This window comes from Streptomyces ortus (assembly GCF_026341275.1).
GTDB classification, from domain to species: domain Bacteria; phylum Actinomycetota; class Actinomycetes; order Streptomycetales; family Streptomycetaceae; genus Streptomyces; species Streptomyces ortus.
This window is the reverse complement of sequence record NZ_JAIFZO010000002.1, coordinates 7,271,604-7,287,626: the sequence shown is the minus strand read 5'-3', so window position 1 is coordinate 7,287,626 and position 16,023 is coordinate 7,271,604. Positions and strand designations below refer to the sequence as shown.

General features: G+C 65.6%; 11 protein-coding genes and 1 pseudogene. 7 read left to right on the top strand and 5 right to left on the bottom strand.

Going from position 1 to position 16,023, the window contains the following annotated elements; genetic code table 11:
- Positions 1-1,307 precede the first annotated feature (1,307 nt).
- From K3769_RS34855 to K3769_RS34845, 3 genes are all read right to left on the bottom strand, one after another.
- Positions 1,308-1,478: a hypothetical protein gene (locus tag K3769_RS34855; RefSeq protein WP_265647711.1), complete on the bottom strand. Its 171-nt coding sequence runs from the start codon at positions 1,476-1,478 to the stop codon at positions 1,308-1,310.
- Between the two features lie 187 nt (positions 1,479-1,665).
- The gene (locus K3769_RS34850) at positions 1,666-3,108 is read right to left on the bottom strand and encodes an ABC1 kinase family protein (RefSeq protein ID WP_267030215.1); all 1,443 of its coding nucleotides are present in this window, start codon (positions 3,106-3,108) and stop codon (positions 1,666-1,668) included.
- Between the two features lie 119 nt (positions 3,109-3,227).
- Positions 3,228-3,464 carry a hypothetical protein gene (locus K3769_RS34845; RefSeq protein WP_265647709.1) on the bottom strand — a complete coding sequence of 79 codons (237 nt, stop codon included), beginning with the start codon at positions 3,462-3,464 and terminating at the stop codon, positions 3,228-3,230.
- Positions 3,465-4,362: 898 nt separating this feature from the next.
- Here K3769_RS34845 and K3769_RS34840 point away from each other — a divergent pair.
- The 6 genes from K3769_RS34840 (at position 4,363) to K3769_RS34815 (ending at position 11,369) form a co-directional block, all read left to right on the top strand.
- Positions 4,363-6,240 carry a 1-deoxy-D-xylulose-5-phosphate synthase gene (locus tag K3769_RS34840; protein WP_267030214.1) on the top strand — a complete coding sequence of 626 codons (1,878 nt, stop codon included), beginning with the start codon at positions 4,363-4,365 and terminating at the stop codon, positions 6,238-6,240.
- Positions 6,237-7,385 carry a flavodoxin-dependent (E)-4-hydroxy-3-methylbut-2-enyl-diphosphate synthase gene (ispG, locus tag K3769_RS34835; protein ID WP_265647707.1) on the top strand — a complete coding sequence of 383 codons (1,149 nt, stop codon included), beginning with the start codon at positions 6,237-6,239 and terminating at the stop codon, positions 7,383-7,385. Before K3769_RS34840 ends, ispG begins: the two co-directional genes overlap by 4 nt.
- Positions 7,382-8,416 carry a polyprenyl synthetase family protein gene (locus tag K3769_RS34830; RefSeq protein WP_267030213.1) on the top strand — a complete coding sequence of 345 codons (1,035 nt, stop codon included), beginning with the start codon at positions 7,382-7,384 and terminating at the stop codon, positions 8,414-8,416. Before ispG ends, K3769_RS34830 begins: the two co-directional genes overlap by 4 nt.
- Positions 8,413-9,387 carry a 4-hydroxy-3-methylbut-2-enyl diphosphate reductase gene (locus K3769_RS34825; protein WP_267030212.1) on the top strand — a complete coding sequence of 325 codons (975 nt, stop codon included), beginning with the start codon at positions 8,413-8,415 and terminating at the stop codon, positions 9,385-9,387. The genes K3769_RS34830 and K3769_RS34825 overlap by 4 nt, the downstream gene beginning before the upstream one ends.
- A gap of 309 nt (positions 9,388-9,696) precedes the next feature.
- Positions 9,697-9,942 carry a transposase gene (locus tag K3769_RS34820; protein WP_267030211.1) on the top strand — a complete coding sequence of 82 codons (246 nt, stop codon included), beginning with the start codon at positions 9,697-9,699 and terminating at the stop codon, positions 9,940-9,942.
- Positions 9,924-11,369, top strand: coding sequence for an NsdA family TPR-like regulatory protein (locus K3769_RS34815; RefSeq protein ID WP_493660838.1), 1,446 nt, complete (start codon positions 9,924-9,926; stop codon positions 11,367-11,369). Before K3769_RS34820 ends, K3769_RS34815 begins: the two co-directional genes overlap by 19 nt.
- 691 nt (positions 11,370-12,060) lie before the next feature.
- Here K3769_RS34815 and K3769_RS34810 read toward each other — a convergent pair.
- Entirely contained in the window at positions 12,061-13,089 is a 1,029-nt protein-coding gene (locus tag K3769_RS34810) for a terpene synthase family protein (protein ID WP_267030209.1), read from the bottom strand.
- A gap of 255 nt (positions 13,090-13,344) precedes the next feature.
- Positions 13,345-14,088: a polyprenyl diphosphate synthase gene (gene uppS / locus K3769_RS34805; protein WP_265647701.1), complete on the bottom strand. Its 744-nt coding sequence runs from the start codon at positions 14,086-14,088 to the stop codon at positions 13,345-13,347.
- A gap of 781 nt (positions 14,089-14,869) precedes the next feature.
- Between uppS and K3769_RS34800 the strand changes: the two are divergent.
- Positions 14,870-15,582 (top strand): annotated as a pseudogene (locus K3769_RS34800) (transposase).
- Positions 15,583-16,023 lie beyond the last annotated feature (441 nt).

The following is a 16,023-nucleotide window of genomic DNA, read 5'->3' as shown; positions in this document are numbered from 1 at the left end:
GAGGAAGGAGAGGATGAGACAGGATCAAGTTGGCTGTTGTCGTGCACCGTTCCAATTTTCACGGGAGTGACGCCGGGTGGTGGTACATGTCAGGTGAGCAGATTGCCTGTGAACAGTCGACAGCACCAGGTCGGCACCCGACCACCACACGCATTGAATTCGGCGTCGTCAAGCTGAATGAGCACTGCCCTTAGCTGGGCGTATCTCGGACACCCAACACCGGCACCTCGACTGCCGGACTGATACGGGAGATCCATCCCACGACAGCAGCCAAAGGCGCCACGTGGTTTTACTGATTTCCTTGTTCCGGCTCACCTTTCGTCGGCGGGCCACCCTCCGGTTTAGGACCACTTCGACGGTGCCCTACGGCCTTCTCCGTGCGAGAACAGGGGCGACAGGTACATCGCGCCGGAGCCGGAGAAACTGTTCAGAGGATCTCCGCGGGCGCGGGGTCGACACTATCTGAGCTGGGATTTTACCGGGCCGGGTAGCTGTTTTCATTCAGTTGATTTCTCTCGACCTGACGAAGTAACTCCCGACGACAGCCATGAACAGCAATGGGCACCCTGGGACTTCCTTCCGCATCAACAAGCACCCGCGTGGAACCACTACTGGTCGTTCGATGGCGAATAATGCGCACGTTAGTGCTCCTTTCAGATGGAGAAGCGAATATGTGGAGGGCAGAAAAGTAGGCTGAGAATTTGCTGGATTGTGCGCGCGGATTTTCGAAGTTCAGGTGCCTGGGAGCCCATGCGAATCGGCACCGGGTTCCGTTCGTTTCGGGGGCGGATCTGCCGGCCCGGGCGGACTGCGTCTCATCGCGCCGCATTGCCGCTTGCGGCCCGGGGCGGGTGGCGTCGCGGGTTTACGGGACGGCCGGGGCGCGGGGCGGAAAGTTGCTCGGACTGTCGTCCGGCGAGGGTGATGGCGCTGAGGGTGCGGATGATGGGGGCATCGCTGATGGGCAGGTTGGCTGAGCTGAGGCGGAGGTGCTGCGCGAGGCCGGGGGTGTGGGCGATGCGCTGAAGGAGGGTGTCGGGTTCGGCGTGGTGGCGGGTTGAGCTGTGGGCTGTCGGGCGGATCGGCGTGCTGTGTGTGGTGTCGGGGTGGTGGGGGCCGGCCGGGTGGCAGGGGGGTGGACGTCGACGTGCACGATCGGTGGGGGCGGCGAGGCGGGCGGAAGTTGGGGCGCGGAGGGGGACAGCCCGCATCCGGCGGCGGCGAGGGCGGCGACGAACAGCAGTTGCAGGAGCCTGAACGGGGTGTGCATGGCAGGACCCTCCTCTTGGCGGGCGGGTGCGGGTTGTTCAGGACGTTTCGAGGGTGTCGATGAGGATGTCCAGGGAGTTGAAGAAGCGTTTGGTGGCGTGCCAGATGGCCAGGACGGTGTCGGCTAGTTCGGTGGGGGCGGTGGCGACGATGTACAGGAGGATGATCAGTACGAGCCAGAACAGAAGGCTGCGGGGGCGGCTCAGCACGAACCTTTCTCACTTCTGTCGGCGGTGAGGGGAGTCGTCACGTGGTGCTGTGGCGACGTGGTCGGGCCGTTCGGGGCTTGCTTCCCGGCCCGTGGTCGGCCCGGATACAGCTGGGCCGGGGGCACTGGTGCGGCGGGGTGAGCACCCCGGGCGGGTGGTGTCCGGCAGGGCCGGTCGGCGGTGGAGGTCAGCCCGGCCGGTGGCGGCGCCCGAGTGCCAGAAGTGCGAGGGCGAAGGCTCCTTTGTTGAATCGGGTGTCGTGGAACCGGGTGTGGTTGTGCAGGGTGAGCTGGCGGTCGGCCAGGTCGTTGAGCAGGCGTGTTCCCTGGCCGGGCCCTTGAGTGAGGGCGTGCAGCGTGTGCAGGCCGTACTGCGCCAGTTGTTCGGGGGAGGCGAGGTCGCGGGCCATGTCGAGCAGGATGTCCTGAAGGGCGTCGCGGATGCTGTCGGAGAGTTTCAGGCCGGGGTGGATGTGCCGGACAGTGCCTTCCATGTTGGCGACGGCTTTGCCCACGATGGAGACGTTGGGTGTGGTCTGGATGCCGCGGTGGGTGGAGAAGGTGAGGACTGTGGTAAGGGCGACGCCGAAGTTCAGTTCGGCCAGTGAGGCGTTGGTGATGTGAGGTACGAAGCGTGCGATGTCGGCGGTGAACCCGCCGATGTCGCTCCAGGGGGTGGTGGAGCCCATCCGGATCCAGGACTGGGCGAGTGCCGGCCCGTCGTTGTAGGCCATGCCGATCATCGTGCCGAGCATCCCGGCGCTCATGCTGCGGTCGATGCGGCCGACCATGCCCCAGTCGATGACGTGGACTTTTCCGTCGGGGCTGATCAGCACGTTGCCCGGATGGGGGTCGGCGTGGAAGGTTCGATCGATGAAGAAGCCCTTGAACATGTAGGCGACGAATTCCTTGGCCATCTTCTTGCGCTGCTTGCGGCTCAGTTCGCCTTCTTTGAGCCGGTGGGCGGCCTGTCCATCGGCAAGGCTCTGGACAAGGACGCGCGGAGTGGCGACGAGAGCTTTCGGGACTTTGATTGTTTTGAACTCTTTCGCGGCTTTGCGGGCGTCCTTCATGTTGGCTGCTTCCCGGGTGAAGTCCAGCTCGTCACCCATGGCACGGAAGATGACGTCGAGCATCGCTCCGGTGTCGATGACCTCGTTGAACCGCGGCGCCGCCCGAGCGATTACGCGGCTGGCGCGCCGCAGGACGGTCATGTCGCCGAACACGATTCCGTGGGACCCAGGCCGCTGGATCTTCACGACGCACGGGGTGCCGTCCCTGCGGGTGGCGCGGTAGACCTGTGCGAGGGAGGCGGCGCCCAGCGGCCGGCCAGTCTCGAACGAACTGAACGAGTTGCGCCAGTCGGGGCCGAGTTCTGCTTCCAGCGCCGGCACGAAGGTCGCGAACGGCCGCACGGTGGCCTGATCGGTCAGCAGGGCGAGTTCCTCGCGTACGTAGTCCGGCACGAGGTCCGGTCTGGTCGAGAGGATCTGGCCGATCTTCACATACAGGGGTCCGAGCTGTTCCAGAGCCTGGCGGATCGCCTGGGCCCGCTGCTGTTGGGAGGTGACCTCCGCGGCGTCGCCTGCCTGGAAACGGCGGTGTCCGGTGGCCCGGGACACTTCCTGCATCCCGAGCCTGGCCAGTACTCGAGCCGTGTGTCGCGTGCGGCGCTCAGCCACCCGGACCCGCCTTTCCTCGCTACGGTGAGTCTGCGAGCCGAGGGGATGAACCGTCGTGTTGCGCACGCTCAGCCGACGTGGTGGCTCTTCTCCTTCGCGCGGTCCTGCTTGAGGTACTGGTCGAGTTGCACCACGAGCGCTTCGACCGCGCGGTTGTTGCGCTTGACCAGCTTGCGGGTGCTCTTCTTGCCCTTCTTCCTCTTCTTCCCGGTGAGCGCCCGCCGCGTCATGTCGCGTGAGTCGCGGCCGACGTCGCTCGCCCGGTCCAGGACGTCATCGACCAGGCTTTTCCGCCGTTTGGACATGATGAGGTTTCCCCTCTGTTCTGTGGATGCTGCGAATGGATCCGGCGCCGGCCGACGGGGATGTGCATCAGTCCCGTCACCCGACGGCAGTGCGTTGGCGTCGAACTCTCGGTCTGCGCGGCGGGGGAGCCGCAACCCGTCAACAGCCCTCTGATCCCTGGGATTTGCTCCCCGGCCCCTAGATCGCCTTTCAACCATTCGGCACCCGGCGTTGCGACGGCAACCCCTGCGGCAGGGGGGCGCGTAGCACGCAGGGGGAGCGTGCGTATCCTGCCGTATCACCGGCGCAAAGCCGTTGAGCCAATACAGCGTGGGAACGCCGGCGGCCTGGGGCGCCCCGCGTCGCCCGGCCGAGAGGTGGCCACGCGAAACCGCCCGCCAGGCGGGCACAGAAACAGCCCGACCTGCGCACATCCTATTGAGGACCGGCCCTGCGGACGCTGCTGGCGCACACAGCTCGTGCAACGTCACAGCCCGACTTCGTCGCGGCGTGATGCTGCTTCAGCAGGGGCCGCTGTTACCGCTGCGTCTGCCGAGCCGTCCGCCGGTACGACAAGCAGCGCACGCGCAGGGGTGTGACCAGGACCGATTACGCCGAGTGCCACCAGTACGCCCACAGTCACAGCGCTGACGCGTCCCTACCGGGGCACCCGAAGGAAGCGATCCCGCACAACGGCCCCACGCAGCCATACCGGCGCCTGCGTCCCCTGATGCGCTTGTCCGCAGCGGAAGGAACGTCCGCTCATGCCTCTACTGCACCGACCTCCCACGGCACCCACAGCGTGCCGTTTGCGTCCGCGACACTGCGCTGCACCCTCCGAGACCGAGACCGAGACCGAGACCGGACGCGCACGCATGCTGTGCCCGGCGATGCCCCGAACGGGGACAGGGGGGCACCATGACTGAACTCTCCGCGGCCCACGCCGCCGATCCGGCCACCACGCTCGAGGGGGCACACCTGACCACGCTGGGTGGCCCGCATACCGTGCGCGCCCTGCCGGCCGGACAACTCGCGGCTTTGGCACAGGACATCCGCACGTACTTGATCGAGAAGGTCTGCGCGGCCGGCGGGCACCTGGGACCGAACCTGGGAGTGGTGGAGCTGACCATCGCTTTGCACCGCGTCTTCGACTCGCCCCGTGACGCGATCCTTTTCGACACCGGCCACCAGGCCTACGTCCACAAGATCCTGACCGGCCGTGCCGCCGGTTTCGACCGACTGCGCCAGGCCGGGGGACTGTCCGGCTACCCCTCGCGCGCCGAGTCGGTGCACGACTGGTGCGAGAACTCCCACGCTTCCACATCACTCTCCTACGCCGATGGCCTGGCCAAGGCCAACGAGCTGAACGGGCGCCACAACCTGTCGGTGGTTGCCGTCATCGGCGACGGAGCCATGACCGGCGGCATGGCCTGGGAAGCACTGAACAACATCGGCGCCAGCCAGCGTCCGGTGATTGTCGTCCTCAACGACAATGGCCGCTCCTACGCCCCCACCACCGGAGCCCTCACCCGCCACCTGCACACTCTCAAATACCCCGGTGACCACTCCAACATTACGGACGCCTCGGAGGCGCCGGATCTGTTCACCCAGCTCGGCTTCACCTATCTGGGGCCCGTGGACGGCCATGACACCGGCGCCCTGCAACACGTGCTGGACCATGCGCGTGCCCTGCGCCGTCCGGTGCTCGTCCACGCGGTGACCGTCAAAGGCTGGGGCTTCGGACCGGCCGAGGGTGATGAGGCGGACTGCCTACACGCGGTCGGCACCGTGGACGCCGTCACCGGCAAACCCGCCCCCACCGCAGGACCGCCCGCCGCATCGTGGACCAGCGTCTTCAGCCAGGCCCTACTGGAGCTGGCCGGCGAACGCGAGGACCTGGTCGCCGTCACCGCCTCCATGCTGCGCCCCACCGGCCTGTATCCGATGGCGGTCAAGTACCCCGAGCGGGTCTTCGACGTCGGGATCGCCGAACAGCACGCCGTCACCTCCGCAGCCGGCCTGGCTCTCGGCGGCCTCCATCCCGTCGTCGCCCTCTACTCCACCTTCCTCACCCGCGCCGCGGACCAGGTCCTCATGGACGTGGCCCTGCACCGCCTGCCGGTCACCTTCGTCCTGGACCGGGCCGGCGTCACCGGCCCCGACGGCGCCTCCCATCACGGCATGTGGGATGCCTCCCTGCTCGGCATGGTGCCCGGCCTGCGCCTCGCCGTCCCCCGCGACAGCAGCCAACTGAAGTCGCTGCTGCGCGAAGCCACCGCCCACGAAGCGGGCCCCACCGCCGTCCGCTTCCCCAAAGGGACAGCCGGCCCAGACCTTGAGGCCGTACGCCGCGCGGGCAGCGTGGACATCCTGTCGGAGTCCGGGATCCGCGACGTGCTCCTCATCTCCTACGGGCCGCTCGCGCCGCTGTGCCTGCAGGCGGCCTCCCAGTTGACCGAGCAGGGCATCGGGGTCAGCGTCGCCGACCCGCGCTGGGCCACCCCCGTCGCACCGGAACTGCTCGAGCTGGCCGCCCGGCACCGGCTGGTGGTCACCGTGGAGGACAACTCCCGCACCGGAGGCCTCGGCAGCACCCTCGCCCAGCACCTGCAGGACAACGCCATCACCACCCCCATCCGCACGCTGGGACTGCCCCGCGCCTTCCTCACACACGGACCCCGCGAACAACTGCTGACCGACGCCGGCCTCTCATCCGCGCAAATCGCCTACACGGTGCTGCGCGCCCGCGCCGGAAAACCCCTCGAGCACACCATCACCGACGGGAGCCCACAATGACCGCCGTCGACCTCCCCCAGCCCGCCATGCCCTCCACCCCCACAACGCCGGTGCGCCGCCGCTGTCGGCAAATCCACGTCGCCGATGTCCCAGTAGGCGGCGGCGCACCGGTCTCCGTGCAGTCCATGACCACCACCCCCACCGCGCACGTCGACGCGACGCTGCAGCAGATCGCCGAACTGACCGCGGCCGGCTGCGAGATCGTCCGTGTCGCGGTGCCCTCCCAGGACGACGCCGACGCGCTGCCTGCGATCGCCGCGAAGTCGAAGATCCCCGTCATCGCCGACATCCACTTCCAGCCCCGCTACGTCTTCGCCGCCCTGGACGCCGGCTGCGCCGCGGTGCGCGTCAACCCCGGCAACATCAAGGCCTTCGACGACAAAGTCAAAGAGATCGCCAAAGCCGCCGCAGCGGCCAGGGTGCCGATCCGCATCGGCGTCAACGCCGGAAGCCTGGACCGGCGGCTGCTGGCCAAGTACGGCAAAGCCACCCCCGAGGCGCTGGCCGAGTCCGCCCTGTGGGAGTGCTCCCTGTTCGAGGAGCACGGCTTCACCGACCTGAAAATCTCCGTCAAACACCACGACCCCATGACCATGGTCGCCGCCTACCGCCACCTCGCCGCCGCCTGCGACTACCCCCTGCATCTGGGCGTCACCGAAGCCGGCCCTCCACCCCAGGGCACCATCAAATCCGCCACCGCCTTCGCCATCCTCCTGGCCGAAGGTATCGGCGACACCATCCGCGTCTCCCTGACCGCACCGCCCGTCGAAGAGGTCAAGACCGGCCTGCAGATCCTGCAGTCGCTGGGGCTGCGCGCCCGCCAGCTGGAGATCGTCTCCTGCCCCTCCTGCGGCCGCGCCCAGGTCGACGTCTATGCCCTCACCGAACGTGTCACCGCCGCCCTGGACGGCTTCCCCTACCCGCTGCGCGTCGCGGTCATGGGCTGCGTCGTCAACGGGCCCGGCGAAGCCCGCGAAGCCGACCTCGGAGTCGCCTCCGGCAACGGCAAAGGACAGATCTTCGTCAAGGGCGAGGTCGTCAAGACCGTCCCCGAGTCGAAAATCGTCGACGCCCTGGTCGAGGAAGCGATGCGCCTGGGCGAACAACTCGCCCCCGCCGACGCGGAAGGGGAGACACAAGCATGAGCGTCCAAGCACCGGCCACACTCTTCGACCAGGACGCGGTACGCCGCGCGGTGGACACCGTCCTCACCGACTTCCTGGCCACCCAGACCCACAGCGCACTTGACCGCAGCCTTCCGCAGCAGGCAGCCGAGGCGCTGAGCGGCTTCCTCGGCGCGGGCGGCAAACGCATCCGACCCGTGCTGTGCGTAGCCGGCTGGCAGGCCGCCGGAGGCACCGGCACCCTCGACCCGGCCATCAGGGCCGCCGCGTCACTGGAGATGTTCCACTCCTTCGCCCTCATCCACGACGACATCATCGACGCCTCCGACACCCGCCGCGGCCAACCCACCGTCCACGGTCAGACCAGCACCCACGCCGCCATCCTCATCGGCGACCTCGTCCTCGTATTCGCCGACCAGCTCCTCCACGGTGCCGGACTCACCCCCGCACAGCTTGATGCGGTCCTGCCCATCGCCAACGCCCTGCGTGCTGACACCATCTACGGGCAGTACCTCGACATCTCCCACGCGGGACAGCCCTCCGCCGACCCCGGCCCCGCCCTGACGATCGCGCAATACAACATTGCGAAATACACCATCGAAGGTCCCCTGCTGCTGGGAGCGGCACTCACCGGCGACGGCGACGCCATACGCGCCACGCTGACCGCCTGCGGCATGGCCGTGGGCGAGGCCTTCCAACTCCGCGACGATCTCCTGGGCATCTTCGGCAACCCCACCCACACCGGCAAGCCCTGCCTGGACGACCTACGGGAAGGCAAAACCACCGTCCTGATGGCCCTCGCCCTGCAAAACGCCGACGGACCCCAGCGCCGCGTCCTGCACCACCACGTCGACAACCCGCACCCCATCGATGCCGGCGCAGACCAGATCCGCACCGTCCTCACCGACACCGGCGCCCGAACAACGGTAGAGGAAATGATCACCGAGCGGCGCCAGAGCGCACTGACCGCCCTGGACACCGCCAACCTGCCCACCCACATCACGGCCGTACTGCGCTCTCTGGCCGTCAGCGCCACATCGAGGACCATATGACCATCACACCCCCACCGAAGCCGGCGTCGCAGCCCGGCCGGGTCCTGCTGGCCTCACCCCGCGGCTGGTGCGCCGGCGTGGACCGCGCCGTCCTCGCCGTCGAAAAAGCCCTAGAACAGTACGGGACCCCCATCTACGTCCGGCACGAGATCGTCCACAACAAATACGTCGTGCAAAGCCTGCAGAAGAAGGGCGCCATCTTCGTCGAACAGACCGACGAAGTACCCGAAGGCGCCATCGTCCTGTTCTCCGCTCACGGCGTGGCCCCCACCGTCCACGCCGAAGCCGCCGAACGCCGCCTCGCGACGATCGACGCAACCTGCCCACTGGTCACCAAGGTCCACCGGGAAGCCGTCCGCTACGCAGCGCAGGACTACCACATCCTCCTGATCGGCCACGAAGGACACGAAGAAGTCATCGGCACCAGCGGCGAAGCCCCCGACCACATCACCCTCGTCGACGGCCCCGACAACGTCGCCGACCTCTGCGTACGCGACGAATCAAAAGTCGTCTGGCTCTCCCAGACCACCCTCTCAGTCGACGAAACCATGGAAACCGTCAACGCCCTCAAAAACCGCTTCCCGAACCTGACCTCACCACCCAGCGACGACATCTGCTACGCCACCCAGAACCGCCAGACCGCGGTGAAAAAACTCGCCGAGAACACCGAACTCGTCATCGTCGTCGGCTCCAAGAACTCCTCCAACTCCGTGCGCATGGTCGAAGTGGCCCGCAACGCCGGCGCGCCCGCCGCCCACCTCGTCGACTTCGCCCACGAGATCGACGAGACCTGGCTGGAAGGCGTCACCACCGTCGGCCTGACCTCGGGCGCCTCCGCCCCCGACGTCCTGGTCGACGACGTCCTGGAATGGCTCGCCGAACGCGGCTACAGCGACGTCGAGACCGTGACGACCGCCGATGAATCCATCGCCTTCGCCCTCCCCCACGAACTCCGCCGCAACCTTCGGTAGGCGCCACCGGAGATCCCTCCGGAGCTGGAAGGTTCTCCGACCGGCTGTTCTCTATCCGCTCGGGTGGTCGGCTGGGCCTCGAACAGAGTGCTGGATCAGTTGAGTTGTCGAATGTTCGGGCATGAAGGACGGGCCTCCTGGTAGCTCGCAGATGTCGAGTCCAGTGAGAAGCAAGAGGCCCTGTTGTCGAAGTGTCGCGTGATCGCGGTCGCCCGGCCCAGTCCGTCCACTCCTGGGTGTGACTGTCTCGCCCACAGGTTCGGGAACGCTGCCGACCAACCGGGGCGCCGGCCTCGGTACGGCTCGAACATGAGCGATGCCGAGTGGGTTTTGGTGCGGGGTCTGCTGCCGGTGCCGGGATGGCTGGCCGGGCGGGGCGGCCGACCGGAGGGCTACTGCCACCGGCAGATGATCGACGCGATCCGCTACCTCGTCGGCAACGGCATCAAGTGGCGATCGAAGCCGTCGGACTTCCCGCCCTGGCCGCGCGTGTACGCCTTCTTCGCCCGCCGGCGGGACGCGGGACTCGTCGCCGAATGCACGAGAAAAGTCTGAGAGGCGGTAGTGCCGTCTACGGACCCGCCCCTCTCGCGGAGAGGAACAGGATGCCCGGCCATGCGCCGAACAACAAACTTGCCGCGCTACTCGCCGAAGCTGGGTGGAGTGCCGGCGATCTGGCTCGTTCGGTGCGAGCCCTGGGCGCGGCCCAAGGACTCGCGTTACGTTACGACCGTACTGCGGTGGCCCATTGGCTCACCGGCACTCGGCCTCGTCCTCCCGCCCCTCATCTGATCGCCGCGGCACTATCCGAGCGCATCGGGCGTCTGGTCACGGTCCAGGACGCGGGTTTCGCCCCGGCCCCGCAGGCACCGTCAGCGCCAAGCTCTACGCCGTCTGCGGAAGCTGATCCTGTGCATCATCTGTTGAATCTGTGCCGCACCGAAACCGACCCCGAGCGCCGTTCGTTCTTGGCCAAGACGGCCTACGCCGTGACCACAGCCGCCTCTGCTCTGCCCGACTTCGGCGCACTCCCCGTCGAGGGGCGGAAAGAACCTACCGGCATCCAGGTCGCCACCTGCGACGTCGAAGCTCTGAAGGAGATGACACAGACCTTCGCCACCCTGGCCGACCGCCACGGCGGCGCCCACGTCCGCGCCATGCTCGCCTCCTACCTCGCCGACCAGGTCGGCCGGCTCCTCCACGCCCCCGCCAACGGGGCGCTACACAACGACCTGCTCCGGGGCGCCGGACAGCTCACTCATCTCCTGGCTCTGACAAATGACGACTCCGGCCACCCTGGGTTGGCGCAGCGCTACTTCCGCACCGCCCTCGATCTGGCAACACGGGCCGGTGACGCCCGTCTATACGCGATCACGCTACGCGCACTGAGCGCCCAGGCTCTACGTCTTGGCCATCTACGCCACGCCCTTCAACTTGCCGAAGCCTCGATCTCCGCGTTACCTGCTCACGCAGACCCAGCCCCCCGAGCGTTCCTCTTGGCCCAGCGTGCCTACGCCGGTGCCGCCCACGGTGACCGCCGACGTGCGCCCGCGGATCTGGCCCTCGCCGAAGAACACCACGCCCAAGCCACCGCTGCCACAGGCCCGTTCAACACCTATCCCCGCGCCGGCCTGGACTATCAGCGCGCCCAGACACTGCACGCACTCGGCCTACCCGACCAAGCCCTCGCCGCCCTGCAGTCCTCCGCCCGTCACCGCTCCCCGGACGAACGCAAGCCCGCCGCCCTGACCCATGCCCGCCTGGCTGAGATGCAACTGGACATGGGTCACGTCGACGCCGCCGTCATCCACGGTCACCTCTTCCTGGATCTCTGCCCTTACCTGCATTCCACCCGAATCGACACCGCACTCCAACGCCTCCGTCAACACCTTGCGCGCTACCCCCGTCAACGGCAGGCGGTCACGCTCGCTGAGCGTCTCCGCGACGCCTGTCGTGTGCGCCGGGGATCCTTTCGTACATGACGACAGCTCCTCACCTCCTTGTGTCGCACGGCGACGGGCGACGCCGAGCTTCCGCTGTTCGCTTGCGGACCAGAACATCACAGGGCTGAAAGCAAATGGATCGTTCACATCGCATGAATATGCCATCCTGGCTACATCCATGCGGATGACACTCCGATGACAAAAAGGTCACCATAGGTTCGGCAAGGAAAAACGATAAAGCGTACCCCGCGCGCTCAGATGTCTCACTGCCACTCCCACCACGCCCTGCTCGACAAGAACCGGCCGTTTTCCCCTCGGCGAGGCGGGCCGTCCCATCGTTACAGGCCCGGCGGCCTTCGGGCCGTTCACTGCAGGATATTTCAACGTGTCCCCGCATCCCTTGCTCCGCAGGCTTTCGTTCCCAGCGTCGGAAGAGAGTCTGACTCTGTCGCTACTGCATGCAATGAGTGCCCGACCCTGAATCCGACGTGTTGGAACTGTTCCAGCGGCCGCAGTTCGGCGTGAACAGAGCCTATGGGTACATAAGCGGTGACATAGTCTCGCTCAACAATAATTCCGCTTCTGCCGAAAGGGCTCCTGCGCTGCCGAGTTGAGACGTCGAACACCTCCCTCAACGGCACGGGAGCCCTGCCCGTCGCGCACGCCAACCCCGCGCCGCCCTGTCACCCGATCAGCGGCCACACTGAACACGCCCAAGGGCTGATCACCGCTACGAACTTGCAATGATGACCCTGCGCAAATCGTCCCCATAAGAAGAATCATTTGCGGATTTTACTTTAGTTTCTTGATCCGCGAACCGGGCGACGGTCATGTGCCATTCACGATTTCCGTGAAAGACGGCGCGAAATGCATGTGCATACCGCATGACATCTTCGTACTGTCGGCCGGTGCAGCCGACAGATTGGAGCTGGGCGGGGACCCAGGACTCAGCCTCTACGTAAGCGTCTACGACATTGATGGCCAGGCTCTTGACTCGTTCAATGGCTTCGTCGAGGGTGCAGCGATCTCGTGTCCGAATCGTCGTAACAGCGTTGTGCACACCCCCAACACGTAGGTCTTTCTCCAGTGAAAGCAAATCATTACAGAGGCCGACATAGTCGGAGCAAAGATTCCCCAAGGACTGCACTGAGGGTAAGTTGCGGACATGTTCTTGCAGGTCCACTCGTTCGGCTACCTCCAAGAGATCGACATATACAAGCTCAGTAACGCCGACCCGGCGGCGTTCAAGATATTCTTGCAGAGGCGGTGTGCGACCGCTCAGGTCGTCGGCGACACATGCTAGGGCCTCCCATCCCGAGACCTCCCAGTGGCGGGCGAGCGTGTGCTGCCACATGGTGGAGCGTTGCGGTATGCGAGTCTCGTGCCACAAATTTTCGAGTGCCTGCATCAGCGGACTTGAATTTCCTTTCCCTTCACACATAAACACCTTGACGGCGGATATGCATTGTCGGGCAGATACGGGGTCGTTGCGGCATAGCACGTCATCCATGAGATCGTCATGGATGGCCCCAAGGAGCATCCAGCGGACCAATAGACTGAATGTTTCCAGATCGCAGTTAGGATAATAGTAGGCAGCAAGGAGCTCCATCTGTGAGTTCTCGTAACGCTGGCGGAGCATCCCAGGAAGAAGATCGAATGACTCCGCCCAGGAGTACATACGCCGCCGAGCTTCCGGCAGGTGCGGATTGATGTCACTGACCATCAGGTGAGCGGGCAGTGGGGGGAGGGAAGCGGACATGATGAGCTCCTTTGCATCGTGACTTCGGTCCCGGAGAAACGGGCGAGTAGGTTTCCGCCATGCGGGCCTCTGCCGTGACACCCGAAAGTCCGGGGCACAACAGAAGCTCCGGTTTTGGTGAGCATTACGCAACGGTGCGTGATGCTGCTTTCATTTCCTCGGTGTCGTAAGTACAGAAGAGAGGGAACCTCTAATTCAGAGGCGAGCTTGTTCTGGTCCTGCAGCCGCGTCACTGTCGTGATGGGCTCACAAAGTCTAAAGACCGAATCGACGATCCCTACGGGCATAATGGTCCAGTGCGCGAGTCAGGTGCTCTCGGGTGAAATCTGGCCATAGATCGGCGCAGAAGTACAGTTCAGACTGAGCTGTCTGCCATGTCAGGAAACCCGACAGACGTTTTTCTCCGGAGGTGCGCACCACCAGGTCTGGGTCCGGCTGGCCAGCCGTGAACAGATACTGCCCTATCGCCTCTTCAGAGATCACCGACGATGACCCTGGTTCGGGAGCGTTGGCCAGCCCATCGCACAGACAGCGCACGGCGCGAACAATCTCAGCGCGACCATCATAGGCAAGCGCAATGTTCGCCTGAAGGCCCTCGCTGTGCCGGGTCGACTCCTCAGCCCGGCGAAATGCCTCGGTAACGCTTTTCGGTAGTAGATCCAGGGCGCCCATCGCGCGGACGCGCCACGGGCCGTCCGCAAGGCGTTCAGCCACCTCCTCGTAAACACGGAACAAACCTGCCAGCTCGTCGTCGCTCCGCTTTAGATTCCTCATGGCGAGCAACCACATCGTGACAACCTCCACCCCGGCATCCTCGCACCACGCCAAGACATCGAAGACCTTCAAGATGCCGGCGCGGTGCCCTTCATCGACGCTGAGATAGTGGCCACGCGCCCATCGCCGGTTTCCGTCCAGAATGAAGGCGATGTGCTGCGGAACCGCACGTACCTGGGATGTGGTGTTGTCGACGCCAACGCCCTCGAGGTTCTCCTGTGTCATGAGAATTACCCCTGCCTTCCTTGATTCGGCATCAGTGGAACGGTCGGAACCGAGAATTTAAGTCAGTCTGCTTCTCAGACTCAAACCTGAAATGGTCATGGCGACGTTGTCTCTCGCGCGGCTAAGGGCTGTCCCGTAACTCCCGGTGGATCAGCGTGCGGCGTCAGATGCGGTGCATCGCAAGGCGCCGGGTCGCCCTCATACCGGGTGTATTCGGGCGATCCGGCAACGCCGCGAGGTGCCGTAGCTGTCGTCGTGCGCCCGCCGGGAGTTACGGGACAGCCCTTAGGCACCGCGGAGGTAGTGCGAAGACCGGATGCGATGTGACCAGGTCAGGAAGGAGCGACAGGCCAAGAAACTTTTTCACAGCTCCTAGGGCACCACTTGCACGTTCGCCCGGCAAGGTCTGCTCCGTCACCATGCGTGAATGCGTTGAAAGGCAATTGAGCGCTTTCAGCGTGGTCGCTGATCGGGCGACGGGGCGGCGCGGGGTTGGCGTGCGCAACGGGCAGGGCTCCCGTGCCGTTGAGGGAGGTGTTCGACGTCTCAACTCAGCGACGCAGGAGCCAATGCCGCGAAGTTAGCGGGAAAGCTGCCCACGTCAAGTGGGTTGACGGTATTGGTCGTTGAGCCGGCGGTGCAACGGGACCTCTGGTAGCCAGGAATGAGCTTCTTCGAGCTGGCCACCGATCAGGTGACGGTCCACGAAGCACAACGAGCGAGGCCCCCGAGCGGTTGATCAAGATGTCTGACGTCTCAACCACGCTGCTCGGGGGCCTCGTTGGTCACCTATCCTGCCGCACTCGACCTGCCCCATGCGCTCGTGGAGTGGGTCACGATGCTCATCGTCACCCGGGAGGGTGACCGGCGCTGCAAGCTCCGTCCGTCCCAGCGCGCGATGGTGGCACTGGTGTACCTGCGCGAACACACGACCCTGGCGAAGATCGCTGCCGGGTTCGGGATCAGCGAGTCCACCGCCCGCGCCTACACCGGCGCGGTCATCCACCTGCTCGCCGAACGTGCGCCGGTTCTGCTGAAGGTCCTGCGTGAGGCCGATGCGGACTTCGTCCTGCTGGACGGCACGCTCGCCGAGTGCGACCGGGTCGGAGACGGGCGGGCCGACTACTCGGCCAAGCATCGCCGGCACGGGGTGAACGTGCAGGTGGCACCGATCAGGAAGGTCGGCTGCTGTGGCTGTCACCCGCGTTGCCGGGCCGGCCCCATGACGTGGCTGCGGCCCCCACCCTCCGGATCATCCGCATCTGCGAGCGCCAGGGCGTCCCCATCCTGGCCGACCTCGCCTACCAGGGCGGAAGCCCCTGGATGAGCACCGGCATCAAACGGAGGCCCATGCAGGAACTCACTCCCACCGAGAAGACTCTCAACCGGGCGCTGGCCGCGGCACGCGCACCGGTCGAGCGCGGCGTCGCACGCCTGAAGACCTGGCAGATCTTCCGCAGATCCCGGTGCAGCCCAAACGGACGGGGCAGTTGAGACATCCGAATGACCGCCTACCGCCGTCCGACTCGGCAGCAAGACAGCTCGGAAACGCCGGTTAGCCAAACCGGCGTTTCCGGAGACGATTAATGCACCAACGTCCGCCCCCGAACACAACCACAGATCTAAGTAGTGGCAAAGGCATGTCGTCGCTGCCTGCCGGAAATTTAGCGTGCGTTCTCCGTTCGCGAACAGTGCTGTCCGTCTCTGGACTCTTCCGTAGATCCGTCTAGTGTTCCGTACTCCCCCAGGGATAGCCGCACTTGCCCAATGAACCAATAGCAACTATCGCCAAGGCCGAACCGCATCGCGATAAGGAGACCACAGCGAAACCTGCGACTCCTCACCATCGCGCCGTCTCGCCTGATAGCCAAGCGTTTCTCCTCACCAGCGCCTGGTACTCAACCAGTGACCTCGCCGCCTGCCTGCGAGTGGACG